Annotated in this window: 27 protein-coding genes; 15 read left to right on the forward strand and 12 right to left on the reverse strand. The window is 61.9% G+C overall.

The genetic code is table 11. The annotated features are described in order from the left end of the window. Positions 1-51 precede the first annotated feature (51 nt). Positions 52-1,605 carry a nitric oxide reductase transcriptional regulator NorR gene (norR, locus tag GUY40_RS06785; RefSeq protein ID WP_166568181.1) on the reverse strand — a complete coding sequence of 518 codons (1,554 nt, stop codon included), beginning with the start codon at positions 1,603-1,605 and terminating at the stop codon, positions 52-54. Positions 1,606-1,758: 153 nt separating this feature from the next. Here norR and hmpA point away from each other — a divergent pair, with 153 nt between their 5' ends. From hmpA to alaC, 9 genes are all read left to right on the forward strand, one after another. After that, a complete protein-coding gene (gene hmpA, locus GUY40_RS06790; RefSeq protein WP_166568182.1) occupies positions 1,759-2,940 on the forward strand; it encodes an NO-inducible flavohemoprotein in 1,182 nt (393 codons plus the stop codon). A gap of 134 nt (positions 2,941-3,074) precedes the next feature. After that, entirely contained in the window at positions 3,075-3,590 is a 516-nt protein-coding gene (locus GUY40_RS06795) for a disulfide bond formation protein B (RefSeq protein WP_166568183.1), read from the forward strand. A gap of 551 nt (positions 3,591-4,141) precedes the next feature. Next, the gene (gene cyoA / locus GUY40_RS06800; RefSeq protein WP_166568184.1) at positions 4,142-5,089 is read left to right on the forward strand and encodes a ubiquinol oxidase subunit II; all 948 of its coding nucleotides are present in this window, start codon (positions 4,142-4,144) and stop codon (positions 5,087-5,089) included. 3 nt (positions 5,090-5,092) lie between these two features. Beyond that, positions 5,093-7,114, forward strand: a complete 2,022-nt coding sequence (gene cyoB, locus GUY40_RS06805) for a cytochrome o ubiquinol oxidase subunit I (RefSeq protein ID WP_166568185.1) — start codon at positions 5,093-5,095, stop codon at positions 7,112-7,114. 3 nt (positions 7,115-7,117) lie between these two features. Next, entirely contained in the window at positions 7,118-7,741 is a 624-nt protein-coding gene (gene cyoC / locus GUY40_RS06810; RefSeq protein WP_166568186.1) for a cytochrome o ubiquinol oxidase subunit III, read from the forward strand. Continuing rightward, positions 7,741-8,073, forward strand: coding sequence for a cytochrome o ubiquinol oxidase subunit IV (cyoD, locus tag GUY40_RS06815; RefSeq protein ID WP_166568187.1), 333 nt, complete (start codon positions 7,741-7,743; stop codon positions 8,071-8,073). Before cyoC ends, cyoD begins: the two co-directional genes overlap by 1 nt. 10 nt (positions 8,074-8,083) lie before the next feature. After that, positions 8,084-8,971 (forward strand): heme o synthase, encoded by an 888-nt coding sequence (gene cyoE, locus GUY40_RS06820; RefSeq protein ID WP_166568188.1) that lies wholly within the window; start codon positions 8,084-8,086, stop codon positions 8,969-8,971. 156 nt (positions 8,972-9,127) lie between these two features. Next, positions 9,128-10,258 carry a hypothetical protein gene (locus GUY40_RS06825; protein ID WP_166568189.1) on the forward strand — a complete coding sequence of 377 codons (1,131 nt, stop codon included), beginning with the start codon at positions 9,128-9,130 and terminating at the stop codon, positions 10,256-10,258. Positions 10,259-10,395: 137 nt separating this feature from the next. Next, the gene (gene alaC / locus GUY40_RS06830; protein WP_166568190.1) at positions 10,396-11,604 is read left to right on the forward strand and encodes an alanine transaminase; all 1,209 of its coding nucleotides are present in this window, start codon (positions 10,396-10,398) and stop codon (positions 11,602-11,604) included. A 128-nt stretch (positions 11,605-11,732) separates the two neighbouring features. Here the strand turns inward: alaC and GUY40_RS06835 are convergent, their stop codons facing one another. From GUY40_RS06835 to GUY40_RS06865, 7 genes are read right to left on the reverse strand one after another with little or no spacing between them, the layout of a single operon-like run. Beyond that, positions 11,733-12,788, reverse strand: coding sequence for an ABC transporter substrate-binding protein (locus tag GUY40_RS06835; RefSeq protein WP_166568191.1), 1,056 nt, complete (start codon positions 12,786-12,788; stop codon positions 11,733-11,735). 13 nt (positions 12,789-12,801) lie between these two features. Next, positions 12,802-13,938: an FAD-binding oxidoreductase gene (locus tag GUY40_RS06840; protein WP_166568192.1), complete on the reverse strand. Its 1,137-nt coding sequence runs from the start codon at positions 13,936-13,938 to the stop codon at positions 12,802-12,804. After that, a complete protein-coding gene (locus tag GUY40_RS06845; protein ID WP_166568193.1) occupies positions 13,935-15,290 on the reverse strand; it encodes an NAD(P)/FAD-dependent oxidoreductase in 1,356 nt (451 codons plus the stop codon). Before GUY40_RS06845 ends, GUY40_RS06840 begins: the two co-directional genes overlap by 4 nt. Next, positions 15,287-15,577: a (2Fe-2S)-binding protein gene (locus GUY40_RS06850; RefSeq protein WP_166568194.1), complete on the reverse strand. Its 291-nt coding sequence runs from the start codon at positions 15,575-15,577 to the stop codon at positions 15,287-15,289. The genes GUY40_RS06845 and GUY40_RS06850 overlap by 4 nt, the downstream gene beginning before the upstream one ends. A 1-nt stretch (position 15,578) precedes the next feature. Beyond that, on the reverse strand, positions 15,579-16,373 hold the full coding sequence (locus GUY40_RS06855; RefSeq protein ID WP_166568195.1) for an ABC transporter permease: 795 nt from the start codon (positions 16,371-16,373) through the stop codon (positions 15,579-15,581). Between the two features lie 3 nt (positions 16,374-16,376). After that, complete coding sequence (locus tag GUY40_RS06860) at positions 16,377-17,246, reverse strand: ABC transporter permease (RefSeq protein ID WP_166568196.1); 870 nt, start codon at positions 17,244-17,246, stop codon at positions 16,377-16,379. Beyond that, complete coding sequence (locus tag GUY40_RS06865) at positions 17,243-18,271, reverse strand: ABC transporter ATP-binding protein (protein WP_166568197.1); 1,029 nt, start codon at positions 18,269-18,271, stop codon at positions 17,243-17,245. The genes GUY40_RS06860 and GUY40_RS06865 overlap by 4 nt, the downstream gene beginning before the upstream one ends. 246 nt (positions 18,272-18,517) lie before the next feature. Between GUY40_RS06865 and GUY40_RS06870 the strand changes: the two genes are divergently transcribed. Continuing rightward, entirely contained in the window at positions 18,518-19,345 is an 828-nt protein-coding gene (locus GUY40_RS06870; RefSeq protein ID WP_166568198.1) for an IclR family transcriptional regulator, read from the forward strand. Positions 19,346-19,349: 4 nt separating this feature from the next. On the opposite strand, the gene GUY40_RS06875 is transcribed toward GUY40_RS06870, so the two are convergent. Then, positions 19,350-20,399, reverse strand: a complete 1,050-nt coding sequence (locus GUY40_RS06875; protein WP_166568199.1) for an alkene reductase — start codon at positions 20,397-20,399, stop codon at positions 19,350-19,352. Between the two features lie 66 nt (positions 20,400-20,465). Beyond that, positions 20,466-20,768: a helix-turn-helix transcriptional regulator gene (locus GUY40_RS06880; RefSeq protein ID WP_166568200.1), complete on the reverse strand. Its 303-nt coding sequence runs from the start codon at positions 20,766-20,768 to the stop codon at positions 20,466-20,468. A 156-nt stretch (positions 20,769-20,924) separates the two neighbouring features. Between GUY40_RS06880 and GUY40_RS06885 the strand changes: the two genes are divergently transcribed. Next, the gene (locus GUY40_RS06885) at positions 20,925-21,524 is read left to right on the forward strand and encodes an ACP phosphodiesterase (RefSeq protein WP_166568201.1); all 600 of its coding nucleotides are present in this window, start codon (positions 20,925-20,927) and stop codon (positions 21,522-21,524) included. 143 nt (positions 21,525-21,667) lie between these two features. Here GUY40_RS06885 and GUY40_RS06890 read toward each other — a convergent pair whose 3' ends face one another. Together GUY40_RS06890 and olsB are read right to left on the reverse strand one after the other, a co-directional pair. Continuing rightward, positions 21,668-22,453 (reverse strand): lysophospholipid acyltransferase family protein, encoded by a 786-nt coding sequence (locus GUY40_RS06890; protein WP_166568202.1) that lies wholly within the window; start codon positions 22,451-22,453, stop codon positions 21,668-21,670. Further along, positions 22,453-23,208, reverse strand: a complete 756-nt coding sequence (gene olsB, locus GUY40_RS06895) for an L-ornithine N(alpha)-acyltransferase (RefSeq protein WP_166568203.1) — start codon at positions 23,206-23,208, stop codon at positions 22,453-22,455. The genes GUY40_RS06890 and olsB overlap by 1 nt, the downstream gene beginning before the upstream one ends. Positions 23,209-23,340: 132 nt before the next feature. Between olsB and GUY40_RS06900 the strand changes: the two genes are divergently transcribed. The 4 genes from GUY40_RS06900 to GUY40_RS06915 all read left to right on the forward strand — a co-directional run bounded on the left by GUY40_RS06900 (position 23,341) and on the right by GUY40_RS06915 (position 26,327). After that, positions 23,341-24,234 (forward strand): acyl-CoA dehydrogenase, encoded by an 894-nt coding sequence (locus GUY40_RS06900; RefSeq protein WP_166568204.1) that lies wholly within the window; start codon positions 23,341-23,343, stop codon positions 24,232-24,234. A gap of 36 nt (positions 24,235-24,270) precedes the next feature. Further along, positions 24,271-25,365 (forward strand): serine hydrolase, encoded by a 1,095-nt coding sequence (locus GUY40_RS06905; protein ID WP_256675659.1) that lies wholly within the window; start codon positions 24,271-24,273, stop codon positions 25,363-25,365. Continuing rightward, positions 25,362-25,676: an amidase gene (locus GUY40_RS06910; RefSeq protein ID WP_166568205.1), complete on the forward strand. Its 315-nt coding sequence runs from the start codon at positions 25,362-25,364 to the stop codon at positions 25,674-25,676. Before GUY40_RS06905 ends, GUY40_RS06910 begins: the two co-directional genes overlap by 4 nt. 69 nt (positions 25,677-25,745) lie before the next feature. Then, positions 25,746-26,327, forward strand: coding sequence for a YceI family protein (locus tag GUY40_RS06915; RefSeq protein ID WP_166568206.1), 582 nt, complete (start codon positions 25,746-25,748; stop codon positions 26,325-26,327). Position 26,328 lies beyond the last annotated feature (1 nt).

Below are 26,328 nucleotides of genomic sequence, written 5' to 3' on the forward strand. Positions count from 1 at the left end.
TAAATAGAGGCAATGCCGGGTTATCGACCTCACCAGCGCGGGCTTTAGCAATTACTTCAGGCCCAGGCGCCGTGCCAGTCGGCTGAGGTTGGCGCGGTCCAGGCCCAGCTCGCGGGCGGCGCTGGCCCAGTTGTGTGCATGGCGCTCCAGGCAGGCCTCGATCAACTGGCGCTGATAACGGTCCAATGCCTCGCGCAGGTCGCCGCCGGGCAGTGAGTCAGCAAGCTGGGCGGGTTCGGCGGCGGGTGAGGTGTTGATGCCGGGTGTGGGCAAGTCCAGATCTTCGGCACTCAAGCTCAGGATGCGCGGGCGATCAGTGTGCCGGCCCAGTGCTTTGAGGGCCGAGCGACCGATCAGGTGTTCCAGCTCGCGTACATTGCCCGGCCAGTCGTAGGCCAGCAAGGCGGACTGGGCATCCGGGGTCAGGCGCAGGCTGCCCAGGCCCATCCGCGAGCGGTTGTGCTCCAGGAAGTAACCGGCGAGCAGCAGCACATCGCGGCCACGCTCGCGCAGCGGCGGAATCTGCAGCGGATAAACACTCAAGCGATGGTAGAAGTCGGCGCGGTAGCGGCCGCTGCGCACTTCTTCGGCCAGGTCGCGGTTGGTCGCGGCGATCAGGCGCACATCGACGTGGTGATCCTGATCCGAGCCCAGGCGTTGCAGTTGGCCGCTCTGCAGCACACGCAACAGTTTTGCCTGAACCTGCAGTGACAACTCGCCCACTTCATCCAGAAACAGCGTGCCGCCGTTGGCCAGTTCGAACTTGCCACGCCGCTCGCTGGTTGCCCCGGTGAAGGCGCCGCGTACATGGCCGAACAGTTCGCTTTCGACCAAGGTGTCGGGCAGTGCCGCGCAGTTAAGGCTGATCAAGGGGTTATTGGCCCGGCTGGACGCCGCATGCAGGGCCTGAGCGACCAGCTCCTTGCCGACCCCGGTTTCACCGGTGACCAGCACGGTCAGGTCGCTGGAGCCGACCAGGCCAATTTCTTCCAGCAAGCGTTTATGCGGCTTGCTCTGGCCGATCAGTTCGCGAGCCTGCTGGCCGCTGGCCTGGCGATAGACCTCAGCGCGCTGGTGTTCGTCTTCGGCCTTGATGGCCAGGTGTTCGATGCGCGCGGCAACAGTGACCGTGGCAGCAGCCAGGCTGGCGAACGCTTGCAGCACATCCAGCTCGATGGCGTCGAAGCGCTCCGGCGTCAGGGCATCAAGGGTCAGCAGCCCCCAGGGGCGTTCATCGACATACAGCGGACAGCCCAGGCAATCATGCACCTCCAGATGCTGGTGCAAACCTTCGACCAAGCCGTCGTATGGGTCCGGCAGCTGGCTGTCACTGGCAAAACGCGTGGGCTCCCGGCTGGCCAGCAGAATTTCGAAGCGAGGGTGTTCGCTGACCTTGAAGCGCCGCCCCAGTGTGTCGTCGCTCAGGCCATCGACGGCCAGGGGCACCAGCCATTCGCCGTCCAGACGCAGCAGGGCGGTGGCGTCGCAGGGCAGCAGGGTGCGCAGGGCTTCAAGCAGGCGGCGGTAGCGCTCGCGTTCAGGGAGGTCGCGGGACAGGTCGCTGACCAGCGGGAGCATCGCAGTAAGCAAGGGTTTAGCGGTCATAATGACTCCATGGTGTCTTAATGACTCTATTCCAGGAATAGTCATAATGACCAGTTAAATTTTAACTTATTGATATTTATAGATTTTATTGTTGGCACGAATACTGATAACTCTCCAGCATCTTTAGTAAGCCTAGCGGCTGAGGAGTCACCCATGCTTAGTGCCCAGGACCGTGCCATCGTCAAAGCGACTGTTCCCCTGCTGGAGAGCGGCGGCGAAGCACTGACCACTCACTTCTATAAATTGATGCTGCGTGAATACCCTCAGGTGCGCCCCCTGTTCAACCAGGCGCACCAGGCCAGTGGCGACCAGCCTCGAGCCCTGGCCAATGGTGTCTTGATGTACGCCCGTCACATTGACCAGCTGGACCAACTGGGTGGCCTGCTGGCACGCATCATCAACAAGCATGTGGCCTTGCAGATCCTGCCGGAGCATTACCCGATCGTTGGCAGCTGCCTGCTGCGCGCTATTGAAGAGGTGCTGGGCAGCGAGATCGCCACGCCTGAAGTGCTTGGCGCCTGGGGTGCGGCTTACCAGCAACTGGCCGATATCCTGATTGAGGCCGAAGGCGGCGTGTACGAGGAGAAGGAAAACGCCAAGGGCGGCTGGCGTGGTGCGCGCAGCTTCCAGGTTGCCGAGCGCGTGGTGGAAAGCGCAGAGATCGTGTCTTTCTATTTTGCCCCGGTCGATGGCGGTGAGATTCTCGAGTTCCAGGCGGGCCAATACATCGGCTTGAAACTGAACATCGATGGCGAGGAGCATCGGCGCAACTACTCACTGTCGGCGCTGGCCGACGAGGGGATGTACCGCATCAGCGTCAAGCGTGAGCCCGAAGGCAAGGTCTCCAACTACCTGCATGACTACCTGGAAGTCCACGACACCCTTGAGCTGTTCCCGCCGTCAGGTGACTTCACGCTCAGCGAGGGCGACAAACCGCTGGTGCTGATCAGCGGCGGTGTCGGTATCACACCGACCCTGGCGATGTTGCAGGAGGCGCTGAGCAGCGGTCGAGTCGTTCACTTCATTCATTGCGCACGCAACGGTGCGGTGCATGCCTTCCGTGACTGGATCGACGACCTGGCGGCGCGCCACCCGCAACTCAAGCGCTTCTATTGCTATGCCGAGGATGATGGCGTCAGTCCACCCGCCGATGCCCTGGGTCTGTTGAGCCAGGAGCAGTTGGGCCAGTGGCTGCCGACGCAGCGTGATGTGGATGCCTACTTCCTGGGGCCTAAACCCTTCATGGCGGCCGTCAAGCGCCACCTCAAGGCGTTGGGCGTGCCGGAACAGCAGAGCCGCTACGAGTTCTTCGGTCCGGCTTCGGCGCTGGAATAACATCTGCTCCCACACTTGATCGCGTTGATCCGAATGCAGGTGCAGTGGCTGTTAATGTTCTGTTAAGCAAACACTTATATAGCCTGGTGTAGAATTGCTCACTGTTGAGCCAACACCTCTATTAAGGAACGCAAATGACTGAACAATTGCTGCGCCTGAGCCGTGAGAGGCGCTTTCTCGTTCTGCTCGGGGTGATATGCCTGGCCTTGATCGGCGGTGCCTTGTACATGCAGGTCGTGCTGGGTGAGGCGCCATGCCCGCTGTGCATCCTGCAGCGCTATGCCTTGCTGCTGATCGCTGTGTTCGCCTTTATCGGTGCCGCCCTGCGTGGGTCGCGCGGCATCACGGTCTGCGAGGGCCTGGTGGTGCTCAGCGCCATCGGTGGCATCGCTGCGGCAGGGCGGCATGTGTACATTCTGGCCAATCCGGCCGTCAGCTGCGGTGTCGACACGCTGCAGCCCATCGTCGATGGCCTGCCGTTGGCGTCGGTCTTGCCGCTGGTGTTCCAGGTCGAGGGGTTTTGCGCGACGCCTTACCCGCCCGTGCTGGGTTTATCGCTCGCGCAGTGGGCGCTGGTCGCCTTTATATTGACGGCGATACTGGTGCCGTTGGGCATCTACCGAAACCGTCGCGGCACCCGACCTTTGTAGGGTGCAAAACACAATCCACCGCGGGCGCGGAACTTTTTTGAGGTGCGACCTGTTTTACCGTAGGGAGGGGGTAAAACCCCTCTAGGTCGGGGTTTTCAGGCGATGAGTGCGGGTGCGACAATGTGTCGCGAAGCTGCCCGAAACAGGCCGATTGTTACACATCCTGTAAAGAACTGTTGCTAAATTAGTCATAGTCAAGGGTAGGCGACCTCACTACAATCGCCCCCAATTTCCGTTCGGCACCGCTTGCGAGTCGCAGAATCGAGTGAGCTTCAAGCTCCCTTCTGGCTGACTCGGACGAGCATCGCCTGCGGCGATGCCGGGCTGACACCCCTCCCGTTTCCACGCCAAATGGATTTGGTCTGAATACAGGCGCCTTGCCTACGAAGTCAGAATAATAAGCACCGCACTACACAGGCCTTGCCGAGCAGCCGCAGCTGATTTCTGGGCATGCCCGTACTCAATTCCGATAAATGCTAACGCTTGGCAGGATGAAGTGTTGGCGATCAAAACACAATTGCATTGAAGCAAGCTGCTTTAGAGGTCCTGAGATGAGTAAAAAGCGTTACCCCAGACTGTTTGGCATTTTGCCCTTTTTAGGCATGCTTTTTCTCAGCGGGTGTGAATACACGCTGCTGGACCCTAAAGGGCAAGTCGGCATTGAGCAAAAAAACCTGATCCTGATCGCTACCGGCCTGATGTTGCTGGTGGTGATTCCTGTCATTTTCATGACCATCGCGTTCGCCTGGAAGTACCGTGCTTCCAACAAGGCCGCTACCTACACGCCTGACTGGTCGCACTCGACCAAGATCGAAGTGGCGGTCTGGACCATTCCCGTCCTGATCATCATCGCGCTGGGCTACTTCACCTACGTCTCCACCCATGAGCTGGACCCGTACCGTCCGCTGGAATCCGACGTGAAGCCGGTGACCATCGAAGTGGTCGCCATGGACTGGAAATGGCTGTTCATCTACCCGGAACAAGGCATTGCCACGGTCAACAAGATCGTTTTCCCTGCCAACACCCCAGTCAACTTCAAAGTCACTTCCGACTCGGTGATGAACTCGTTCTTCATCCCGGGCCTGGGCGGCCAGATCTACGCGATGGCCGGCATGACCACCAAGCTGCACCTGATCGCCAACGAAAATGGCGTGTTTGACGGTATCTCCGCCAACTACAGCGGCGCCGGTTTCACCGGTATGAAATTCAAAGCGATCGCCACGTCTCAGGAAGATTTCGACGCCTGGGTCAGTGAAGTCAAAAAGGCACCTAAACAGCTTGAAAAAGCTGAATACGACGCCTTGGCCAAACCTAGCGAAAACAACCCGGTCGAGCTCTACAGCGTGGTACCGGCGAACCTGTTCCAGACCATCGTCGACAAGTACGAAGGCATGAACCGTGGCAAGCCGCACCACAAAGCCGAGCACGAAGGCAAAGACGTCGCCGGGATGGAAGGAATGGACATGAGTATGCATTCAGCTGCTGGGGCAGAGGAGTAAAAGATGTTCGGTAAATTAAGTCTGGACGCGATACCGTACCACGAGCCGATAGTCATGGTGACACTCGCCATGATCGCGCTCGGCGGTCTCGCGTTGGTCGGTGCGATCACCTATTTCCGCAAGTGGACCTACTTGTGGACCGAGTGGTTGACCAGTGTCGACCACAAGAAAATCGGGGTGATGTACATCATCGTCGCGATGATCATGCTGCTGCGCGGCTTCGCCGACGCCATCATGATGCGTTCGCAACTGGCCATGGCCACCGGCGGTAGCGAAGGCTATCTGCCACCCGAACACTATGACCAGATCTTCACCGCCCACGGTGTGATCATGATCATCTTCATGGCGATGCCATTCTTCACCGGCCTGATGAACCTTGCAGTGCCGCTGCAGATCGGCGCCCGTGACGTTGCCTACCCGTTCCTGAACTCCCTCAGCTTCTGGCTGCTGGTGTCGGGCGTGGTGCTGGTGAACGTGTCCCTGGGTGTTGGCGAGTTCGCCAAGACCGGTTGGGTTGCGTACCCGCCACTGTCGGGCATTGCCTACAGTCCTGGCGTGGGTGTGGACTACTACATCTGGGCGCTACAGATATCGGGTCTGGGGACGACGCTAACGGGCGTCAACTTCCTGGCCACCGTTCTGAAAATGCGCGCACCAGGCATGAAACTGATGGACATGCCGATCTTCACCTGGACCTGCACCTGGGCAAACGTTCTGATCGTGGCTTCGTTCCCGATCCTGACCGCTACCCTGGCAATGCTGACGCTTGACCGTTACATGGATTTCCACATTTTCACCAATGAACTTGGTGGCAATCCGATGATGTACGTCAACCTGTTCTGGGCCTGGGGTCACCCTGAGGTTTACATCCTGATCCTGCCGGCCTTCGGCGTGTTCTCGGAAGTGATCTCGACCTTCACCGGCAAGCGCCTGTTCGGCCACAAGTCGATGATCTACGCCAGCGGCGCGATCAGCGTACTGGGCTTCGTGGTTTGGCTGCACCACTTTTTCACCATGGGTTCGGGTGCCAGCGTCAACGCCTTCTTCGGATTGGCGACCATGCTGATTTCCATCCCGACGGGTGTGAAGCTTTTCAACTGGCTGTTCACGATCTACCAGGGCCGTCTGCGCTTCACCGCGCCAGTGCTCTGGACCCTGGGCTTCATGATCACCTTCTCCATCGGTGGCATGACCGGCGTACTGCTGGCCGTTCCAGGTGCTGACTTCGTGCTGCACAACAGCCTGTTCGTGATCGCGCACTTCCATAACGTGATCATCGGTGGTGCTGTCTTCGGTTACATCGCAGGTTTCGCGTTCTGGTTCCCGAAAGCGTTCGGTTTCACCCTGAACGAGAAGTGGGGCAAGGCAGCGTTCTGGTTCTGGATCTCCGGTTTCTACGTGGCCTTCATGCCGCTGTACGCGCTGGGCTTCATGGGCATGACGCGTCGTCTGAACACCTCCGATAACCCACTGTGGGAAACCTACCTGTACGTCGCCTTCGGTGGTGCCGTGCTGATCCTGCTGGGTATCGCCTGCCAGCTGATCCAGATCTTCGTCAGTATCCGTGATCGCAAGCAGAACATGGACGTGACCGGTGACCCGTGGAACGCCCATACCCTGGAATGGTCGACTTCGTCGCCACCTCCGTTCTACAACTTCGCTCACCTGCCGGTCGATGCGGGTCTGGATGCGTTCACCGAAGCCAAGCGCAACGGTACCGCGTACAAGGTCCCTGGCAAGTACACCGCGATCCACATGCCTAACAACACCAGCACCGGTGTCTACATGGGCGCGCTGATCACTGTGTTCGGTTTTGCCATGATCTGGCACATCTGGTGGCTGGCTGCTGTCGGCCTGGTTGGCACCATCGCTGTCTTCGTTGCTCACGCTGCACGTGACGACCAGGGCTACATGGTTCCTGCCGAAGAAGTTGCACGCATCGAAGGCGAGCGCCGCAAGTCCATGGGCCTGGCGACCGGTGTGCCGGCGCATGCCGCACCTGTCGCAACGTTGGAACGGGTTTAATCAATGTCCAGTCACGTAATTAATGCTGATGCTGCTCATGGTCACGACCATGGGCACGACGAACACCACGACACCGGCGGGATGACCGTATTCGGTTTCTGGATCTACCTGATGACCGACTGCATTCTGTTTGCGTCGATCTTCGCGGCCTACGGCGTGCTGGCCAACAGCTTCGCCGGTGGTCCATCGGGTCATGACATCTTCGAACTGAACTACGTTCTGGGCGAAACGGCACTGCTGTTGCTGTCCAGTATCACCTTCGGCTTCGCCATGCTCGCTGCCTACAAGGGCAAGAAAGCTGGCGTGCTGGGCTGGCTGGCCGTGACCTTCCTGCTGGGCCTGGGCTTCATCGCGATGGAAATCAATGAATTCCATCTGCTGATCTCCGAGGGCTACGGCCCTCAGCGCAGCGGCTTCCTGTCGGCGTTCTTCACGCTGGTCGGCACCCACGGTCTGCACGTGACCAGTGGCCTGCTGTGGATGGGCGTGATGATGTACCAGATCCAGAAGAAGGGTCTGACCGCCACCAACATGACGCGCATGAGCTGCCTGAGCCTGTTCTGGCACTTCCTGGACGTGGTCTGGATCTGCGTCTTCACCGTCGTTTACCTGCTGGGGGTTATGTAATGGCTAACGCACATAGCAGCCACGATTCGGGCAGTCACGGTAGCGTGAAGTCCTACATGATCGGCTTTGTACTGTCGATCATCCTGACCGCGATTCCGTTTGGCCTGGTGATGTACCCATCGCTGTCCAAGGAACTGACTCTGTTCATCGTCGTTGCATTCGCGGTGATTCAGATTCTGGTCCACCTGGTGTACTTCCTGCACCTGGACCGCTCTGCTGCACAACGCCAGAATGTCTGGGTATTCGCCTTTACCGTGATGGTCATCGCGTTCCTGGTCGTCTTGTCGCTGTGGATCATGTTCAGCATCCATCAAAACATGATGGCGCACTGAGGAACACTGCATGTCCCTTAAGCACTTTATCCAAATCACCAAACCGGGGATCATTTTCGGTAACGTGCTTTCGGTGGCAGGTGGTTTCTTCCTGGCCTCGCAAGGGCATGTGGATTTCGCCCTGTTCCTGGCTGCGGTGATTGGCACTTCGTTGGTGGTGGCGTCCGGTTGCGTGTTCAACAACTGCATCGACCGTGACATCGACCTGAAGATGGAGCGCACCAAGAACCGTGTGATGGTTCAGGGAGCCATGTCTCTGAAGGTAGCCCTGGCCTACGCCACCCTCCTGGGGGTGGCGGGCCTGGGGCTGCTGTACCAGCAGGCCAATCCGCTGGCAGCCCTGTTCGGGTTGATCGGCTTCGTCATCTACGTGGGTTTCTACAGCCTGTACCTGAAGCGTAAATCGGTGCACGGCACCCTGGTTGGCAGCCTGTCCGGTGCCATGCCTCCGGTGATCGGCTACTGCGCCGTGAGCAACAGCTTCGACCTGGCTGCGCTGACCCTGCTGGTGATGTTCAGCCTCTGGCAGATGCCGCATTCCTATGCCATCGCGATCTTCCGCTTCAACGACTACCTGGCTGCAAGCATTCCGGTTCTGCCGGTCAAGCGCGGTATCGTTGTGGCCAAGAAGCACATCCTGTTCTACATCCTGGCCTTCCTTTTGGCGACCCTGATGCTCACCATCGGCGGTTACGCCGGCATGAGCTACCTGGCCGTCGCGGCAGCCATGGGCATGTACTGGTTGTACATGGCCTGGACTGGTTACAAGGCTGTGGACGATCGGGTCTGGGCGCGCAAGCTGTTCGTGTTCTCGATCTTCACCATCACCGCCCTGAGCGTGATGATGTCGCTGGACACCAAGGTCCCGACCGAGTTGTTGCTGACCTACGCGCATTGATCCTGACGCGCTGAAACACCCAACGCCCCGAGCCGAAAAGCCCGGGGCGTTTTTATTTGCGCGGGTTTGATCGTTGCCGGGGAGGGGCTCCCCTCTGAACGCAGGCCCGAAGCGTTGATAGCGTGCCGGGCTCATTCACAGCAACGAGACAGCACCATGAGCGTACTGACGGTTTATTTCTGCGGCACCGGCTCCCACCGTTTCGATGACACCAACCCCAACTTCTGGAATGGCGAACTGGTCTCGACCCTGGCGGCCAATGACCAGGGCCGGGAGTTTGCCCATTGGGTGGCCATCGACGGTCCCGGCAGCGGCAACCTGCAAGCCGATGACCTGTTCGTGAAAACCCCGGCCTACGGGCTGACCGGCACCTTGTTCGGCAAGGGTTGGGAAGAGAACGTCCAACATGCCTTGCAGATCATCAAGGGCCGTTGCGATTGGCAGCGCCTTGAGCTGACGGAGAAGGAATACTACGCGCTCAAGGCGGCGGGTGTGCCGATCGAGGACATGAACGCGACCGGGTCATGGCTGTGGCGCCGTTACCACTACGGCAACCGCCTGGTCACGCCGCAACAGCTGCAGGAACAGATCATCAAGATCTTCCGCAAGGATGGCATCATCCCGACCCAGGTCAATCTGGTGGGATGGAGCCGTGGCGGCATCAGCTGCCATATGCTCGCCAATGCCATGGCGCAAGACCCGCAGCTCAAGCACATCCCGGTGAACATCTTCGCTGTGGACCCGGTGCCAGGGCTGCTCAACTTTCAGGCCCACCGCGTCAGCCTGGGCCAGAACGTCAAAGAATATGTGAGCTTCTATTCGCGTGATGAACGCTCAAAAGGCTTTGCCTGCGTGATTCCTTCGACCTGGGCCAGCACCCGCACGCACATCTACCCGATGCCGGGTCGCCACGCGACGCTGGTCGGCAATGCCGCCGCCGATGGCGCAGCCGGCAAGCCGGAATTGATCGAGCCGGGGCAAATCGTTCGGCACTTTGCCGAGTGTTGTTTGACGCGCTGGGGCGTCAAACTGGATAAGCAACTCAAACTCAGTGACGCCCAACTGCACGCCTGTCATCAGGCATTGCTCAATCACGAGCCCCGGTACGTTGCGATGCGCAAGCACTCCTACACGCTGCTCACCGAGTCGAACAAGGGTGAACGAGCTGTCTCGTTGGGCAGCCAAGGCGTGCATTTCAGCGGAGTGAAAGGTGGGCCGCTGAAACCGGCCGAAGGCTTGGCGGCAGCGGTGAAGTGGGATGCATCGGCGTACAAGGACATTCGCTGACCGCTGGCAAACAGGAAGACGTGGCGTTCAATTTTTGCTGGACAACACGTCCTTCCTCCCACTATCTTCGCCCCACGGCCACCGCAGTGGCCGGCGTCGCTCGGACGGTTCCGGGCGCTTACGTTTGCGAGAACACCATGGCCGAACAAGGTTCGCCGCGCCGCTTTGCGCGCATCGATCGACTCCCCCCTTACGTTTTCAACATCACTGCCGAGCTCAAGATGGCTGCGCGTCGCCGTGGCGAAGACATCATCGACCTGAGCATGGGCAACCCCGACGGCGCCACCCCGCCGCACATTGTTGAAAAGCTCGTGCAGGTCGCCCAGCGCGAGGACACCCACGGCTACTCCACCTCTCGCGGTATTCCGCGCCTGCGCCGCGCCATTTCGCGCTGGTACAAGGAACGTTATGAGGTGGACATCGACCCCGAAGACGAAGCCATTGTCACCATCGGCTCGAAGGAAGGCCTGGCGCACTTGATGCTCGGCACCCTGGACCACGGCGATACCGTGCTGGTGCCCAACCCCAGTTATCCCATTCACATCTACGGTGCGGTGATCGCCGGAGCCCAGGTGCGTTCAGTGCCGCTGGTACCGGGCGTGGACTTCTTCAATGAGCTGGAGCGGGCGATTCGCGAGTCGATCCCCAAGCCGAAGATGATGATTCTCGGCTTCCCGTCCAACCCGACCGCGCAGTGCGTGGAGCTGGACTTCTTCGAGCGCGTGGTGGCCCTGGCCAAACAGTACGACGTGCTGGTGGTCCACGACCTGGCCTACGCCGACATCGTCTACGACGGCTGGAAAGCGCCTTCGATCATGCAGGTGCCGGGCGCCAAGGACATCGCGGTGGAGTTTTTCACGCTGTCCAAGAGCTACAACATGGCCGGCTGGCGAATCGGTTTCATGGTCGGCAACCCCGAGCTGGTCAGCGCGCTGGCGCGGATCAAGAGCTACCACGATTACGGCACCTTCACGCCGTTGCAGGTCGCGGCCATTGCGGCGCTGGAAGGCGACCAGCAGTGCGTGCGCGATATCGCCGAGCAGTATCGCCAGCGCCGCAACGTGCTGGTCAAGGGCCTGCACGAGATTGGCTGGATGGTGGAAAACCCCAAGGCCTCGATGTACGTCTGGGCCAAGATTCCGGAGCAGTACGCTCACCTGGGGTCGCTGGAGTTTGCCAAGAAACTGCTGGCCGAGGCCAAGGTCTGCGTGTCGCCGGGGATCGGGTTTGGTGACTATGGTGACGACCATGTGCGCTTTGCGCTGATCGAAAACCAGGACCGGATTCGCCAGGCATTGCGCGGGATTCGGCAGATGTTTCGGGTGGATGGGGTGAAGCCGGCCTGATACGGTTTGAGCCCTTGGGGCCGCTGTGCGGGCCATCGCGGCCAGGTCCCCTCCTACAGATTACGCGGTGCCTATGTAGGAGCGGACCTGGCCGCGATGGGCTGCGAAGCAGCCCCAAAATATAACGTCTAGCGCTCGATCGAACGACTCCACCGCGCGTTCCACGCCGGCCGCTGCTGATTGACCAAATCCCAATCCACCGCAATCGCCGTTTCCAGATACTGCTCCATGGCCTTCACCTGCGCACGAGTCTTGTCGGTGGTCGGGGTGTTGGGGTTGGACGGAATCTGGTCACCTTCCTCCAGCGCCGGCGCCTGAGCTTCAGGGGTCAACAAATAGGCCGCCAGCTTCTGCGCCAGTTCCGGTTGGTCATTGTTGGCGATAGCGCACTCGGTGAAATTGAGCACCACGGCGCCTTCCTTCGGTTGCGCATATTCCACCGGGATACCGCGTAGCTTCAGCGCCGTGACCTGGGTCGGGGTCAGCGGGAACAAGGCGGCTTCGTCGGTCTGCACCATTTCGGAGATTTTCGCGGAACTGGCGATATATTCCAGCACGTTCGGCCCGACTGTTTTCGGCCACGCCTTGAAGCCCGGCTCGACGTTGCTTTCATCACCGCCCTGGATGCGGTTGAACATCAGAAAACCGTGCAGGCCGAACGTCGAAGAGGCGAGGGACTGGAACACCAGTTTGTCCTGATAGCGCGGGTCGGCCATGTCCATCCATGACGTTGGTGCACTCCAGCCTTTCTCCTTGAACAACCGCGTGTTGTAAGCCAAGCCCGTCACGCCAAGGCTGACGGCCACCGCCTGCTCCTTGAGGCGTGCCTTGGCCGGGATCTGATCCAGCGCCGCGCTGGGCTGCAACTTCTCGCACAGGCCCATGGAAATGGCCCGGTACATGATGCCGTCATCCAACAGCATCACATGCATTTGTGGCCGGTCTTTGTTGGCCTGGACCTTGGCAAGAATATCGGCCGAAGTGCCCGGTACGATCACTACCTTGACGTTGTTGGCCTTCTCGAAAGCAGGCAGGACTTTATCGGCATACAGGCGCTCCATGGTGCCGCCGTTCATGCCCAGGTACAGGGTCGGCGTGGCCGCCTGGGCGACGGTAGTGTTGAGCAGCGCGGCCAGGGGCAGGCAAGACAAGCCGGTGCAGACGATACGTTTGACGTTCTTCATGGGGCGACTTCCTCTAGGCAATGGATTGACGGTCTTGGGCGACCTGGAAACGACGGATGGAAAAAGCTTCGATCGGTTGTTGGCTTTTGCCTTCGCAGACCAGTTCGGCCAGGGCCTCACCGACCGCGGGGCCGATCTGGAAACCGGCGCCGGCAAAACCGAAGCCGTGGAGCAGACCGGGTTGAGTGCTGCTGGGGCCGATCACGGGCTCACCGTCAGGCAAGTAGCCCTCGGTGCCGCTCCAGGTACGGATGGCCTGGGCGCCGGCAAGAAACGGGTAGAGCTCAACCGCGTTGCGCAATATCTCCAGCACTGCAGCCTGACCCGGACGTGCGCGGTTCGCATCGAGGGCAAAGCCGCGCCCACCACCGAGTACGCAATTGCCGCGCGCCACCTGACGGGCATAGATGCCACCGCCTTCGACGCCAGTGCTGGCGTCCATCACCAGCGGCAGCGGTTCGGTGACGAGCATGGCCGGATGCCGTGATTCCATCGGCACCGGCTCGCCAAATTGTGCGGCCAGGTTCGCAGCCCACGCCCCGGCGCAATTCAACAGCCACGGAGCACGAACTTGAACGCCGTTGCTGGTGTTCACCAGGAAACGCTGACCATCGTGCTCGACGCTGCTGGTGCCCGCCTGCTCGATCACTTGTGCGCCCTGCCATTTGGCCGCACGGGCAAAGGCTGGCGAGACCAGGCGTGGATTGGCATGCCCGTCGTCCGGGCAGAACGAAGCGCCCACGGCCACATCACCGACCCAGGGAAAGCGCGCACGCAAGGCGCTGCGGTCGAGCAATTGCAGGCCCAGGCCGAACCCGCGGCTTGCGTCGGCATAAGTGCGCAGTGCCCCGAGATCGGCGTGGCTGCGGGCAAGTTTCAGGTGACCGGAGCGCACGTACTCGCCGTCGATGCCGATCAACTCGGGCAACTCGCTCCAGATTTCATGGGCACGCTGGGACAGCGGCAATTGATGCAATGGGCGGCCCTGGCGACGCACGCCGCCATAGTTCACGCCGCTGGAATGCGAGCCGCAGAAATCTCGCTCCAGCAACACCACTGAGCGTCCGCGCCGGGCCAGCGCCAGGGCGGCCGAGGCGCCGACAATGCCACCGCCGAGCACGATGACGTCTGCTTCGATCCAGGGCTTCATGCGTCGAACTCCACGCCAAAGGGCAGCGGTTTGATCGGTGCCTGCGCGCGCAAACGGCCGACGCAATCGACCGAACGGCCGCTGTGCGCCGCGACGATTTCCGCCGCCGCCGCGCCGCACATGCGGCCCTGGCAACGGCCCATGCCGACCCGGCAGTGGGCCTTGACCCGATTCATCTCCCAATGACCTTCGCGGACCACCGCGCGCACGTCACCGGCGCGCACTTCTTCGCAGCGGCAGACCACCAGGTCATCTGGCGCCTTTTCCGCCCAGTCGGCAGGGAAGGGGAAGGCAGTCTCCAGGCCTTGGCGAAAGCGAGCGATGGCCGCCAAGCGTTTTTCCAGTTGGCGACACCGAGAGTGATCAACGCGCTGGCCGAGGTCTTCAAGCAAGGCCAGGGCGGCTCGCTCGCCGGCCATTTCGGCGGCATCGGCGCCCATGATCCCGGCACCGTCGCCCGCCAGATAAATGCCAGCGACACTGCTGCGCCCAGCGGCGTCGCGGTCGGGCAGCCAGGCGCGATTGAGCGGGTTCCAGGCAAATTCGCAGCCGAGCAGATCGGCCAGTTGGGTTTCGCTGCGCAGCGCGTGAGCGAAGGCCAGCGCGTCGCATTCGAGCTGATGTCGATGCTCGCCCTGACGCCAGATGGCGGTCTGAACGCGCTGGTCCCCCTCGATGCGTTCAAGGCTGGCGCCCTGTTGCACAGGGATACCGTGAGCGCTGAGCCAGGCGCGGTAATACACGCCTTTGGCAAGGGTCGCCGGTTGCCCGAGCAAGGTTGGCAACGCCTGACACTGGGCGCTGAACGGCGCGCTGTCGAGCACCGCCACCACCTTGGCACCGGCCTTGGCGTACTGATAGGCCACCAGGTACAACAGTGGCCCGCTGCCACAAAACAAAACCCGCTCACCGATGGCGCAGCCCTGATACTTCAAGGCGATCTGGGCCGCACCCAGGCTGTAGACGCCGGGCAAGGTCCAGCCCGGCACCGGCAATACTCGGTCGGTGGCGCCGGTGGCGACAATCACCTGGGTAAAATCCAGCTGCCCGGCGCGGCCGTTGTTCAAGGTGTCCAGGCGACCGTGTTCGGCGTTCCACACCAGGGTCTCGGGGCGGTAGTCGATCTGCCCGGCCAAGTCATCAAGCGCTTGGTGCACGGCCGTCGCCTTGCCCGCTTCAAAGCCGTACAGCTGCTCGGGCGGGCGCTGAAAATTGGCCGGTTGGCGGCGATAGATTTGCCCGCCGCCACGGCTGGCCTCATCCACCAGGCAAGGGTGCAGACCATGGGCCACCAGGGTTTGCGCGGCGCGAATACCCGCCGGGCCGGCACCGACGATCACAGGCGCGCTCATACTCGCCGCCCCGGTTCGCGCTCGACCTGTTGGCCGGCTTCGAGCAGCGTCGAGCAGGCCCGCACCCGTCGACCGTCACCCAGGCGCACCCAGCAGTCCTGGCAGGCGCCCATCATGCAGAAACCGGCGCGCGGTTCGGCGCTGAAATCGCTGCCGCGCAAGTGTTCGCCACAGGTCAGCAGCGCGGTCAGCAGGGTATCGCCGAGCAGGCCGCTGGCCGGGCGGCCGTCGAGGGTGAAGTCCAGTGCGGGCCGTTGCTGTTCCGTCAGCCGTTTGAATAGAGCCATGTCAGTGTTTCCCTACCAGAACCCGATCCAGGCCGTAGACCCGGTCGAGCAGAATCATGGTCGCTGCGGTCAGCGCGATCACCAGAGCGGACACCGCGGCCATCATCGGATCGATGGACTCGGTGGCGTAGACGTACATGCGTACCGGCAAAGTCTGGGTAGCCGGTGAGGTGACGAAGATCGACAGGGTCACTTCGTCGAAGCTGTTGATGAATGCCAGCAGCCAGCCTCCGGCCACACCCGGCAGGATCATCGGCAAGGTGATCTTGCGAAACAGCGTGAAGCGACTCGCACCCAGCGACTCCGCCGCTTGTTCGGCGCTGCGGTCGATGCCGATGGCTGCCGCGATCACCAGCCGCAACACGTACGGCACGATCACCACCACGTGGGCCAATACCAGCCAGCTGAAGCTGCCGTTGACCCCGAGCAGGGCAAACAGGCGCAGCAGCGCCACGCCCAATACCAGGTGCGGAATGATGATCGGCGACAAAAACAGCACATTGAGAAAGTCGCGGCCGGGGAACTGATAGCGGGTGATCGCCAGGCCCGCCGGCACGGCGATGGCGGTGGCCAGCGTCGCGGCCAGGAAGGCCAGGCTCAGGCTATTGCGAAACGCCTCGATGAAATCCGCACGTTCGAACACGGCTTCAAACCAGCGCAGGGAGAAGCCCGCGGTGGGCAGGCTCAGGGTGTTTTCCGGGGTGAAAGCCACCAGGCACACCACCACCAGCGGGGCGAGCATGAACACCACCACCAGCAGGTGAAAACTCAGGGCAAGAGGACCGTTCTTCGACATGATTTACCCCAGCGATTTCTTGTAGCGGCCTTCGACCATGCGGTTCCACGACAGCATGATCAGAAGGTTCGCCAGCAACAGGACCACGGCGATGGTGGCGCCCATCGGCCAGTTCAGTTCAGACAGGTATTGGTCGTAGACCACGGTGGCGACCATCTTCAGGCGGCGCCCGCCCAGCAGGCCGGGGATGGCAAAGGAGCTGGCGGCCAGGCCGAAGACGATCAGGGTGCCGGACAGCACGCCGGGCATGACTTGCGGCAACACCACCAGGCGCATCACCTTGGCCTGGCTTGCGCCCAGCGACAGCGCCGCTTGTTCGGCGGCCGGGTCGAGTTTCTGCAACGAGGTCCAGACCGGAATGATCATGAACGGCAGCATGACGTGGACCAGCGCGATGACCACCGCGAACGGGGTGTACAACAGCTTCATCGGTGCGCCGCCCAGCGCCTGGATCGCCTGATTGACCAAGCCATCGGCGCCCAGCAGCAAGCTCCAGCCGAAGGCTCGGACCACCACCGAAATCAGCAGCGGGGTGAGAATCACGATCAGGAAAATCGAGCGCCACGGGGTGCCCATGCGGCTGAGGATGTAGGCCTCGGGTACGCCGATCAGCACGCACAGAAAGGTCACCAGCGCGCTGATCCAGAAGGTCCGCCAGAAGATCTCGAGAAAGTAGCTGTCGCCGAACAGGCTCAGGTAATGGCTCAAGGTCCAGGCATCGCTCTTGACCCCGACTTCATAGTCAAAGACGTTGAACGACAGCACCAGGGTCAGGCCCAGCGGCAACACCAGCAGACCGATAAACAGGGCCAGCGCCGGGGCCGATAGCAGATAGCCGCGCAGGTCGAGGCGAGCAGTGCTGGCGGTACTCATGCGCTCACCTCATCCACGGCAAGTACGCGCAGCAGGGTCGGTTGCCAGTCGAGGCCGACGGCTGTGCCTTCGTCGAGCGGGGCGCTGCCATCGTTGCGGCGTACCACGGTCAATTCACCCAGGCCGGTGTTGACCCGGTACAGCCACTGGCTGCCGAGAAAGTAGCGAGTGACGATGCGGCCTTGCAGGCGACCGCTGCCGGCGGCCAGGAGGTCGATCTTTTCCGGGCGCAGGCTCAAGGTCAGGCTGGCATCGCCGTGGGCGTGACGCACTTGCGGCGCGCCACCGGCGTCGAGGTCGCCGGGCAACAGGTTGGCCTTGCCGACGAAGTCGGAAATAAAGCGGGTGCGCGGGTGTTCATAGAGTTTGTACGGCTCGTCGATCTGGGTCACCCGGCCAGCCTGCATAACCACGACGCGGTCGCTGATCGACAGGGCTTCGGCCTGATCGTGAGTGACCATCAAGGTGGTGATGCCGACTTCGCTTTGAATCCTGCGGATTTCGAACTGCATCTCTTCACGCAGGTTGGCGTCCAGATTCGACAGCGGCTCATCGAGCAGCAATACCGGCGGCTCGATCACCAATGCACGGGCCAGGGCCACGCGCTGACGCTGGCCACCGGACAGCTCGCGCGGGTAGCGCTCGGCATGCTGGGCAAGGCGCACCAGGGCCAGCACGGTGCTGACTTTGCGCTGGATCTCGGCCTCGGCCACCTTGCGCATGCGCAGGCCAAAGGCGACGTTGTCCTGCACGGTCATGTGCGGGAACAGCGCATAACTCTGGAACACCACGCCCAGGCCACGGCTGCTGGGTTTGGCATGGGTGATGTCGCGGCCGTCGAGCAGAATGCGCCCACCGGTGGCATCGACAAAGCCTGCGATCATTTGCAGGGTGGTGGTTTTGCCGCAACCGGATGGCCCGAGCAGGGAGACGAATTCTCCCTTTTCTACCGCCAGGTTGGTGGCGACCACGGCGTCGACGGCGCCATAGCGTTTGGAAAGGTTTTCGAGCTGCAGAAAGGCCATAACTGCGTTCCACCTGTAGTTATCGGGCGTGCGTGTTCACGCTTTTTGTATTGGGCAGATGCGAAGGGGGACATCGATTGATGGGTGCTCACCCTGGGGTGGCGACCGGCGTGTTATTCGATTTGTTTGTCCCGGTGGACGCAGAGTAGGCCGAAGAATAGGATGGGCTCAATGCTGAATTTCACTGAGAGATGGACTATTTTCAATTTTATTCGGCTAGTGAAATTTTAATTAGGAATTATAAAAATGGATTCCACTGATCGGAATAGTGATCCTCAGGAAGTTGGCGTCAGCGCCGTCTCACGGCTGTTCGCCATCCTCCGGGTGCTGGGTGAGGCGCCGGTAGAAGGCATGCGGGTGACCGAGCTGGCGCAGCAGGTGGGTCTGTCGCAGCCGACCACTCATAGGTTGGTGCGTGGGCTGGTGGAAGAGGCGATGGTCGAGCAGGATGCGCGCAGCAAGCGTTATCGCCTCAGCCTTGAGTTCTTCGCCCTGGCGGCGCGCGCCGGCAACAGCGGCAACCTGCGCGACCTGGTGCGGCCAAGCCTGTTGCGGCTGTCGTCATCGCTGGGGGATTCACTGTTTCTGCTGGCACGCAGTGGCTTCGATGCCATCTGCCTTGACCGCAGTGAAGGGCCGTACCCGATCCGCACCTTTACCGGTGATATTGGCGGGCGCGTGGCGTTGGGAGTGGGGCAGGGCAGCCTGGCGATCCTGGCTTTTCTGCCGGAAGAGGAGCGGGAAACCGTGATCCGTCACAACCTGCCGCGGCTCAAGGATTTCCATCTGTACGATGAGGTCTTTCTGCGCTCGGAAGTGGAGAACGTCCGCCGCCTGGGCTATGCCGCCCGCAATACCGGTGTGCTGCCGGGCATGGCGGGCCTGGCCGTGCCGATTCTGGATGGCAACGGGCATGCCGTCGCCGCCTTGAGCGTCGCCACCATCAGCGACCGGCTGGGGCCGGAGCGCTTGCCGATGGTGGTCGAACTGCTCAAGCGCGAAACGGCGGCGATCGGGCCGAAGATCAATCCCTTCGACCCGACCCTGCGCCGCCCGTCGCACATTTTCGGCTGAGGGGTTACAGGGGCGGGTAGTCGATGTAACCGACCGGGCCTTTGGCGTAGAAGGTCTCGGAGTGTGGCGCGTTCAGCTCGGCATCGGCCTGCAGGCGAGCCGGCAGGTCGGGGTTGGCGATAAACGGAACCCCGAAGGCCACCGCGTCCGCCTTGCCGCTGGCCAGCGCGGCATTGGCGCTGTCTTTGGTGAAGCGCTCGTTGACGATGTACGGGCCGCCAAAGGCTTCCTTGATCAGCGGGCCAATGCTGTCATCGGCTTCTTTTTCACGGGAGCAGATGAAAGCGATACCGCGCTTGCCGAGCTCGCGAGCGACGTAGGTGAAGGTTTCGGCGCGGTTGTCGTCGCCCATATCGTGGGAGTCGGCGCGGGGTGCCAGGTGTACGCCCACGCGGTTGGCGCCCCAGACGTCGATGGCCGCGTCGGTCACCTCCAGCAGCAGGCGGGCACGGTTTTCCAGCGAGCCACCGTACTGGTCGGTACGCTGGTTGGTGCTGCTTTGCAGGAACTGGTCGAGCAGGTAGCCGTTCGCGCCGTGGATTTCCACGCCGTCAAAACCGGCGGCCTTGGCGTTCTCGGCACCGGTGCGGTAGGCCTCGACGATGTCGGCGATTTCAGCGGTTTCCAGCGCGCGCGGGGTGACGAACTCGGTGATCGGGCGCACCAGGCTGACGTGACCCTTGGGTTGGATCGCGCTCGGTGCGACCGGCTGTTCGCCGTTCAGATACGTGGGGTGGGAGATGCGGCCTACGTGCCACAGCTGCAGGAAGATCCGCCCACCGGCTGCATGCACGGCCTTGGTGACGTTGGTCCAGCCGCGGACCTGGTCGTTGGACCAGATGCCCGGGGTGTCCGGGTAGCCCACGCCCATCGGGGTCACGGCGGTGGCTTCGCTGAGGATCAGGCCGGCGCTGGCGCGTTGCACGTAGTATTCGGCCATCAGCGCATTGGGTACCCGGCCTTCATCGGCGCGGCAGCGGGTCAGCGGGGCCATGATGATGCGGTTGGGCAGTTCGAGGTCGCCGAGTGTGATGGGATCGAAAATCGTCGTCATGTGAATAGCCTCGTCGGTATCAGTTGGCAGTGGCCAGCTCGGCGTCGGCGCCGCGCTGGATTCCTTTCAGAGCTCTTGGTTCATTTGCTTGAGGAAGGCCTGGATGGTTTCCTCGTTGCGTTTGAAAAAATGCCACTGCCCGACCTTCTGACTGGTGATCAGGCCTGCCCGTTGCAAGGTCGCCAGGTGCGCAGAGACGGTCGACTGCGAGAGTCCGCAGCGTTGGTCGATCTGCCCGGCACAGACACCGTGCTCGGTGCTGTGGTACTGGTCGGGAAACTGCACGGCAGGGTCTTTCAACCAGTTGAGGATTTCTCGTCGGACCGGATGGGCCAGGGCTTTTATTATTTCGTCGAGATCAAGAGGCATGACAGGGCTCGGTAGTGGCTAATAACGCTGTATCGCGATGGGGCGAAATGTATATCGATATTTCGCGATATACAAATATGATCTTGTTCTAGGTCAAGTCCGGATCGCTATATCGCGTTATAACGATATGTGTGCGGCAATGCTAAGCTTCGCCTCATGAACTATCTCGCGCACCTGCACCTTGGCGGCCAGGCTCCCCAGCAATTGCTGGGCAGCCTCTATGGCGATTTCGTCAAAGGCCGCATCGAAGGCCAATTCCCCGAGCCACTGGCGGCGGCGATCCAGTTGCATCGTCGCATCGATGCCTTCACCGACAGCCACCCGCTGGTGCTTAACGCTCTGGGGCGTTTCCCCAAGGAACGGCGGCGTTATGCCGGGATCATTCTCGACGTGTTTTTCGACCATTGCCTGGCGGTGAATTGGCAGGACTATGCCGAGCAGCCGTTGGAGCAATTCACGGCCAATGTGTACCGGGTGCTGGCTGCCGAACCGGCCCTGCCGGGGCAGCTGGCACGGATTGCGCCATACATGATGGCGGATGACTGGTTGGGGGCTTACCGCGAGTTTGGTGTGTTGGAGCAGGTGTTCAACGGCATCGCCCGACGCTTGTCGCGACCGGAAGGGATGGCGGGGGCGATGGCGGAAGTGGAAGCGTTGTATGAGCCGCTGATGGGAGATTTTCGGGTGTTTTATCCTGAACTACAGGTGTTTGCGCAGGAATACCTCACGCGCGGTCAAATGTGCAGAACTCTGTAGAAGATTCCCATTACTGAGGTATGCCTCTGTGGGAGCGGATTTATCCGCGAATAGCTTCACCATGGTGTGTCAGTCAAACCGCAGTGCACCTATTCGCGGATAAATCCGCTCCCACATTCCCCGCTTAGCAGTTATGTAAGGGCTCAGGCCGCTGCCCTGGCCCTGCGTATCACCACCGGCTCACCTTCACCAAACAACGCCACCTGCACGGCCTGCTGTGCCTGGAATGCCAGCACCGCCCGTTCTTGCCCGGCACTCTGGATTGGCGCCAGCAGGTGAACTTCCACTTCGCTCGGGTCATTGGCAAACAAACGCATCAAGTGCGAGAGCAAGTCATCTTCACCAATAAACGGCGCAATCGGATCGGTCTCTCCGTTACGCAGGTAGCGCAAGGCCACTGGCTGCAACGGCACGCCGGCATCGATGGCGCCGGCCAGCAGGCGACCATGGAAAGTGCGCAGGTCGCGCCCGTCCGTGGTGGTGCCTTCGGGGAAGATCAGCAGCGACTGCCGATCCTGCAAGTGGCCGGTGATTTGTCGACGCAGCAGTTGGCTGTCTCCGGCACCTCGGCGGATGAACAGGGTACCGGCCTTTTGTGCCAGCCAGCCGGCAATCGGCCAGGTCCGTACTTCGGCCTTGGACAGAAACGACAGCGGCGCCAGCATGCCCAGCAACGGAATGTCGGTCCACGACACATGGTTGCTGACCCACAGCACCGGCTGGCTCGGCAGGCTGCCATACACTCGGACCTTGAACGGCAGGGCGCAGCTCAGGCGGGTCATGAAGAACCGCGACCAGCGCTGGCGCCGGTCCGTGGCGTTGTGGATACCCAGCCGCTCATACAGGGTGAATGTGGCAGCCATGCTCATGCCCAGCATCACCACCAAAAGCACCCGGATCACGCGCCCATACGCGCGCAGCCGCTTCATCAGGCCGCCGCCTTGAAGTGGCGGGCGTAGCGCGGGCAGAGTTCGTCGCGCTTGAGCAGGATAAACACGTCGGCCACCTGAAAATCCTCGTCCCAGCACGGCTCGCCGCAGACCTTGGCGCCCAGGCGCATGTAGGCCTTGAGCAGCGGTGGCATTTCGGCGATCACATCGCCTGGGACATCCAGCGCAGGCAACGGCTTTTTCGGCTCGGCCCGCAGGTAGTCGGTGCACAGATGGCGCTCGCGCAGCCGCTGCATGATGGCCTGGGCTTGTACGCCGCCATCCTGCATCGGGATGCTGGCGCAGCCCATCAGGTAGCGGTAGTGGCCTTGGTTGAGCACCTCGGCCAGTTCACCCCAGAGCACGGCGATGGTGCCGCCGTTGCGGTAGTCGGGGTCGACGCAGGTGCGACCGATTTCCAGGATCGGCCCCTGCAAGTGGCCAAGGCCATGCAGGCTGAATTCTTCTTCGCTGTAGAACTGGCCCAGGCCGTGGGCCGCCTGGTGATCGAGCAAGCGCGTGGTGGCGACCAGACGACCGGTATTGAGGTCGCGCACGCCGATATGGCTGCAGTGCACATCGTAATCATCCATGTCCAGGCCCAATTCTGCGCCCTTCAGGCGGGCGTTGAATTCGCCGCTGAACACGTTGAAACGCAAGGCCTGGGCTTCGCGCAAGGCGGCGGGGCCTACCAGGCGTTCGGCTTGTAGACGGCGTTCAGTGCTGTTGTCGCCAGAGCGAGCGATTCGAGTCATTGCGAGTCTCCTGAAGCCAGCCATGGGTTGCGGCCGGTCGACTTTGTTGTGCAATCTCAGCCTATGTAGCCCCAGTGTCATCGCCATGAAGTTTCGGTGATGCTTGTATGACAGCCCTCAAGGAGTGATTCGATGCCCTGGCTTGAACGACTCAATCTGCGTGAACGCCTTACGGTCGCAAACTCGCTGAGCGACACCTATGCCGCCTTGCTGGAGCAGCTGGGCGCGGTGACACCGTTTGAACTGGCGGTGCTCGGTGGGCGAGCGGTGACCACCCCTGGGCTGGCGTTTCTGGTCGGCTACCAGGCGGCGCTGCGGGCGCTCTGGCCCAGTGCGCCGGCCAGTCTCGGCGCGCTGTGTGCGACCGAGCAACACAGCGTGCGCCCGGCGGACATGCGCACGCGCCTGGACGATTTGCGCCTGACCGGGAGCAAGGATTTCGTCACTGCCGGCCACGCCGCCGAATGGCTGTTGGTGGCGGCCCGCAGTGAAGCCAGCGGGGCGGCGGTGCAACTGAGCCTGGCGGTGGTCTATGTCGGCGAGCCGGGGGTGCGCCTGGAAACGCTGCCGGTACTGCCGCTGATACCGGACATCGGTCACGCCAGCGTGCAGCTGGACAACGTCTTGTGCGAGCGCCTGGCCGGCGATGGTTGGGATGCCTACGTGAAGCCGTTTCGCTCGCTGGAAGACTTGTATGTACTGGCGGCGCTGTCGGCCTGGCTGTATGGCGTGGGCCAGGAATGTGACTGGCCGCAAAGCCTGCAGCTGCGTTTGATCGGCGTGCTCGCCGGCTGTGCCGAGGCCAGCCGGCAGAGCGTCGACCAGCCCACCAGCCACCTGTTGCTGGGTGGCTTGTTCGAACAGTTTGCCCAGCTCAAGCAGCCGTTGGACGAGGCGTTTGCCACAGGCCCCGTACACTGGGCGCAGCTGTGGCAGCGCGATCAGGACGTGCTTGAAATAGCCAGTGCGGCCCGGGCCAAACGCCTGGAAGAGGCTTGGCGCAGAGTTGTCACGCGCGGTTGCTAAGCTTGCAGAACGGAACGCTCGTTTCAGGTCGTCTCAATGGTCAACGCAATGCTGGTGTCCATTCTTTTGCTGATGTGGGGCGCCGTCGCGCAGGCGCAAACCTGGCCCGGTGATGATTGGCAAACCCAGCCATCCCCGCCCAGCTCGGCCCTCCAGGCGCTGGAGAGCTACGCATTCGCGCCGCGTCACGACGAGAGTCGCGAGGGCATCCGCACCGATGCCTTGCTGGTGGTCCGTGACGGCACGGTGATCTACGAACGCTACGCGGCGCCGACCACCCAGGCGACCGCGCACCTGACCTGGTCGATCAGTAAAAGCGTGCTCGCCACCGTGCTCGGCGTCGCCTACGGGCAGGGCCGATTTCAGTTGCAGGACCCGGTCGCGCGTTTCTACCCACCCTTTGCGGTGCACCCGGCCGTGCACATCGAAGACCTGCTGTACTGGGCGTCCGGGCTGGACTGGCAGGAAGACTACGAGTTCGCCCCGCTCAAATCGTCCGTGGTGGCCATGCTCTACACCCGTGGCCGCGCCGACATGGCCGGCTTCACGGCCGCGCACAAGGCATTCGCCCAGCCGGGGCAACGCTTTCGCTACTCCAGCGGTGACAGCAATGTGCTGGCGGCGGCCTTGCAGCAAATGGTCGGCGCCGCGGACTATGCCGATTACCCCTGGCACGCCCTGTTCGAGCCGCTGGGCATACGCAGCGCCGTCTGGGAGACCGACGCCAATGGGATTTGGGTCGGTTCGTCGTATGCCTACATGACCGCCCGCGACCTGGCGCGGATCGGTCTGCTGATGTTGCGCGAGGGACGCTGGCAGGACCGTCAGTTGCTGCCGGCCGAGTGGGTCGCGCTCAATCGCACGCCGTTTGCCAAGGCCAACGCTGCACCGGGTGAGGCAACACCAGGCGGGCATTGGTGGTTGAACCAGCCCGTGGCGGGCGCACCACGGCCCTGGCCGGATGCGCCCGCAGACGCATTCGCCGCGCTTGGCCATTGGGGCCAGGCGCTGTACATCGTCCCCAGCGCGCAGTTGGTGATCGTGCGCTACGCCGATGATCGCGATGGCAGCTACGCTCACAACGAACTGCTCAAGCGTGCGCTGGCAGCGTTTGCCGGGGCGCGGCCATGATCCGTCGAGTGTCCTGGGTCCTGCTGATGGCCCTGCTTGCCCTGATCGTCTGGGGATGGCGCGAGCGGGTCGCGTTGCAGGCGTTTCCCGGCATCCTCAGCGCCTACTCGGCCAAGGAATACTGCTCATGCCGCTATGTCATGCAGATGCCGGGCGACTACTGTGCAGGTTATGTGAAGCAATACCTGCCGCTGAGCGCATTGCGTGACGACCCGGCCTTGCGTCGGGTGACGGCCTCGGGCCTGGGTCGCAGCAACAGTGCCATCTGGGTCGGCGAGCGCCAGGGTTGCCGCTTGCTGCCGGTGCCCTGACAGCCGTCAGGTTTGCCAGCCATCCGGCAGCCGGTTAAGGTTGACGGCTAACGTGTTTCAGGAATTTTCATGCGCCGCTCGAAGCGACTTCTGCTGGCCCTGCTCGGGGTCTTGGCACTCCCGGTACAGGCCAACTGGTATCTGGACAACGAGTCATCACGACTGTCATTTGTCACCACCAAAAATGTTGAGATCGCTGAGGTGCAGCGCTTTCTGGTCCTGCATGGCAAGGTCGACCGCAAAGGCGTGGCCGAGCTGCAAATCGAAATGGACTCCGTCAACAGCGGGGTTCCATTGCGGGATGAGCGCATGCGCAAATCCTTGTTCAACGTCAAAACCTTCCCCCAAGCCCAGGTGCAGGCGCAGATCGACCTGCAACCGATCAATGACCTGGCGCCCGGCGCTCAACTGGAACTTCGCCTGCCGCTTGACGTGACGCTGCACGGCAAGACCCAACGTTACAACGCCGAGCTGTTGGCCACTCGACTGGACGACCGGCGCTTTCAAGTCGTGACCCTGGAGCCGCTGGTGCTGCAGGCCGAAGACTTTGACCTGGCGCCCGGCGTAGCCGCCTTGCGCAAGCTGGCCGGGCTCAAGTCCATCAGCCTTGCCGTGCCGGTGGGTGCGGTGCTGATCTTCACGGCGCGCTGAC

Source organism: Pseudomonas sp. R5(2019) (genome assembly GCF_009905435.1).
Classification (GTDB): Bacteria; Pseudomonadota; Gammaproteobacteria; order Pseudomonadales; family Pseudomonadaceae; genus Aquipseudomonas.

Bases quoted from the DNA above. Each gene is read 5' to 3' on its own strand.
- norR (WP_166568181.1), bottom strand. From the start codon at position 1,605: ATGACCGCTAAACCCTTGCTTACTGCGATGCTCCCGCTGGTCAGCGAC.
- hmpA (WP_166568182.1), top strand. From the start codon at position 1,759: ATGCTTAGTGCCCAGGACCGTGCCATCGTCAAAGCGACTGTTCCCCTG.
- GUY40_RS06795 (WP_166568183.1), top strand. From the start codon at position 3,075: ATGACTGAACAATTGCTGCGCCTGAGCCGTGAGAGGCGCTTTCTCGTT.
- cyoA (WP_166568184.1), top strand. From the start codon at position 4,142: ATGAGTAAAAAGCGTTACCCCAGACTGTTTGGCATTTTGCCCTTTTTA.
- cyoB (WP_166568185.1), top strand. From the start codon at position 5,093: ATGTTCGGTAAATTAAGTCTGGACGCGATACCGTACCACGAGCCGATA.
- cyoC (WP_166568186.1), top strand. From the start codon at position 7,118: ATGTCCAGTCACGTAATTAATGCTGATGCTGCTCATGGTCACGACCAT.
- cyoD (WP_166568187.1), top strand. From the start codon at position 7,741: ATGGCTAACGCACATAGCAGCCACGATTCGGGCAGTCACGGTAGCGTG.
- cyoE (WP_166568188.1), top strand. From the start codon at position 8,084: ATGTCCCTTAAGCACTTTATCCAAATCACCAAACCGGGGATCATTTTC.
- GUY40_RS06825 (WP_166568189.1), top strand. From the start codon at position 9,128: ATGAGCGTACTGACGGTTTATTTCTGCGGCACCGGCTCCCACCGTTTC.
- alaC (WP_166568190.1), top strand. From the start codon at position 10,396: ATGGCCGAACAAGGTTCGCCGCGCCGCTTTGCGCGCATCGATCGACTC.
- GUY40_RS06835 (WP_166568191.1), bottom strand. From the start codon at position 12,788: ATGAAGAACGTCAAACGTATCGTCTGCACCGGCTTGTCTTGCCTGCCC.
- GUY40_RS06840 (WP_166568192.1), bottom strand. From the start codon at position 13,938: ATGAAGCCCTGGATCGAAGCAGACGTCATCGTGCTCGGCGGTGGCATT.
- GUY40_RS06845 (WP_166568193.1), bottom strand. From the start codon at position 15,290: ATGAGCGCGCCTGTGATCGTCGGTGCCGGCCCGGCGGGTATTCGCGCC.
- GUY40_RS06850 (WP_166568194.1), bottom strand. From the start codon at position 15,577: ATGGCTCTATTCAAACGGCTGACGGAACAGCAACGGCCCGCACTGGAC.
- GUY40_RS06855 (WP_166568195.1), bottom strand. From the start codon at position 16,373: ATGTCGAAGAACGGTCCTCTTGCCCTGAGTTTTCACCTGCTGGTGGTG.
- GUY40_RS06860 (WP_166568196.1), bottom strand. From the start codon at position 17,246: ATGAGTACCGCCAGCACTGCTCGCCTCGACCTGCGCGGCTATCTGCTA.
- GUY40_RS06865 (WP_166568197.1), bottom strand. From the start codon at position 18,271: ATGGCCTTTCTGCAGCTCGAAAACCTTTCCAAACGCTATGGCGCCGTC.
- GUY40_RS06870 (WP_166568198.1), top strand. From the start codon at position 18,518: ATGGATTCCACTGATCGGAATAGTGATCCTCAGGAAGTTGGCGTCAGC.
- GUY40_RS06875 (WP_166568199.1), bottom strand. From the start codon at position 20,399: ATGACGACGATTTTCGATCCCATCACACTCGGCGACCTCGAACTGCCC.
- GUY40_RS06880 (WP_166568200.1), bottom strand. From the start codon at position 20,768: ATGCCTCTTGATCTCGACGAAATAATAAAAGCCCTGGCCCATCCGGTC.
- GUY40_RS06885 (WP_166568201.1), top strand. From the start codon at position 20,925: ATGAACTATCTCGCGCACCTGCACCTTGGCGGCCAGGCTCCCCAGCAA.
- GUY40_RS06890 (WP_166568202.1), bottom strand. From the start codon at position 22,453: ATGAAGCGGCTGCGCGCGTATGGGCGCGTGATCCGGGTGCTTTTGGTG.
- olsB (WP_166568203.1), bottom strand. From the start codon at position 23,208: ATGACTCGAATCGCTCGCTCTGGCGACAACAGCACTGAACGCCGTCTA.
- GUY40_RS06900 (WP_166568204.1), top strand. From the start codon at position 23,341: ATGCCCTGGCTTGAACGACTCAATCTGCGTGAACGCCTTACGGTCGCA.
- GUY40_RS06905 (WP_256675659.1), top strand. From the start codon at position 24,271: ATGGTCAACGCAATGCTGGTGTCCATTCTTTTGCTGATGTGGGGCGCC.
- GUY40_RS06910 (WP_166568205.1), top strand. From the start codon at position 25,362: ATGATCCGTCGAGTGTCCTGGGTCCTGCTGATGGCCCTGCTTGCCCTG.
- GUY40_RS06915 (WP_166568206.1), top strand. From the start codon at position 25,746: ATGCGCCGCTCGAAGCGACTTCTGCTGGCCCTGCTCGGGGTCTTGGCA.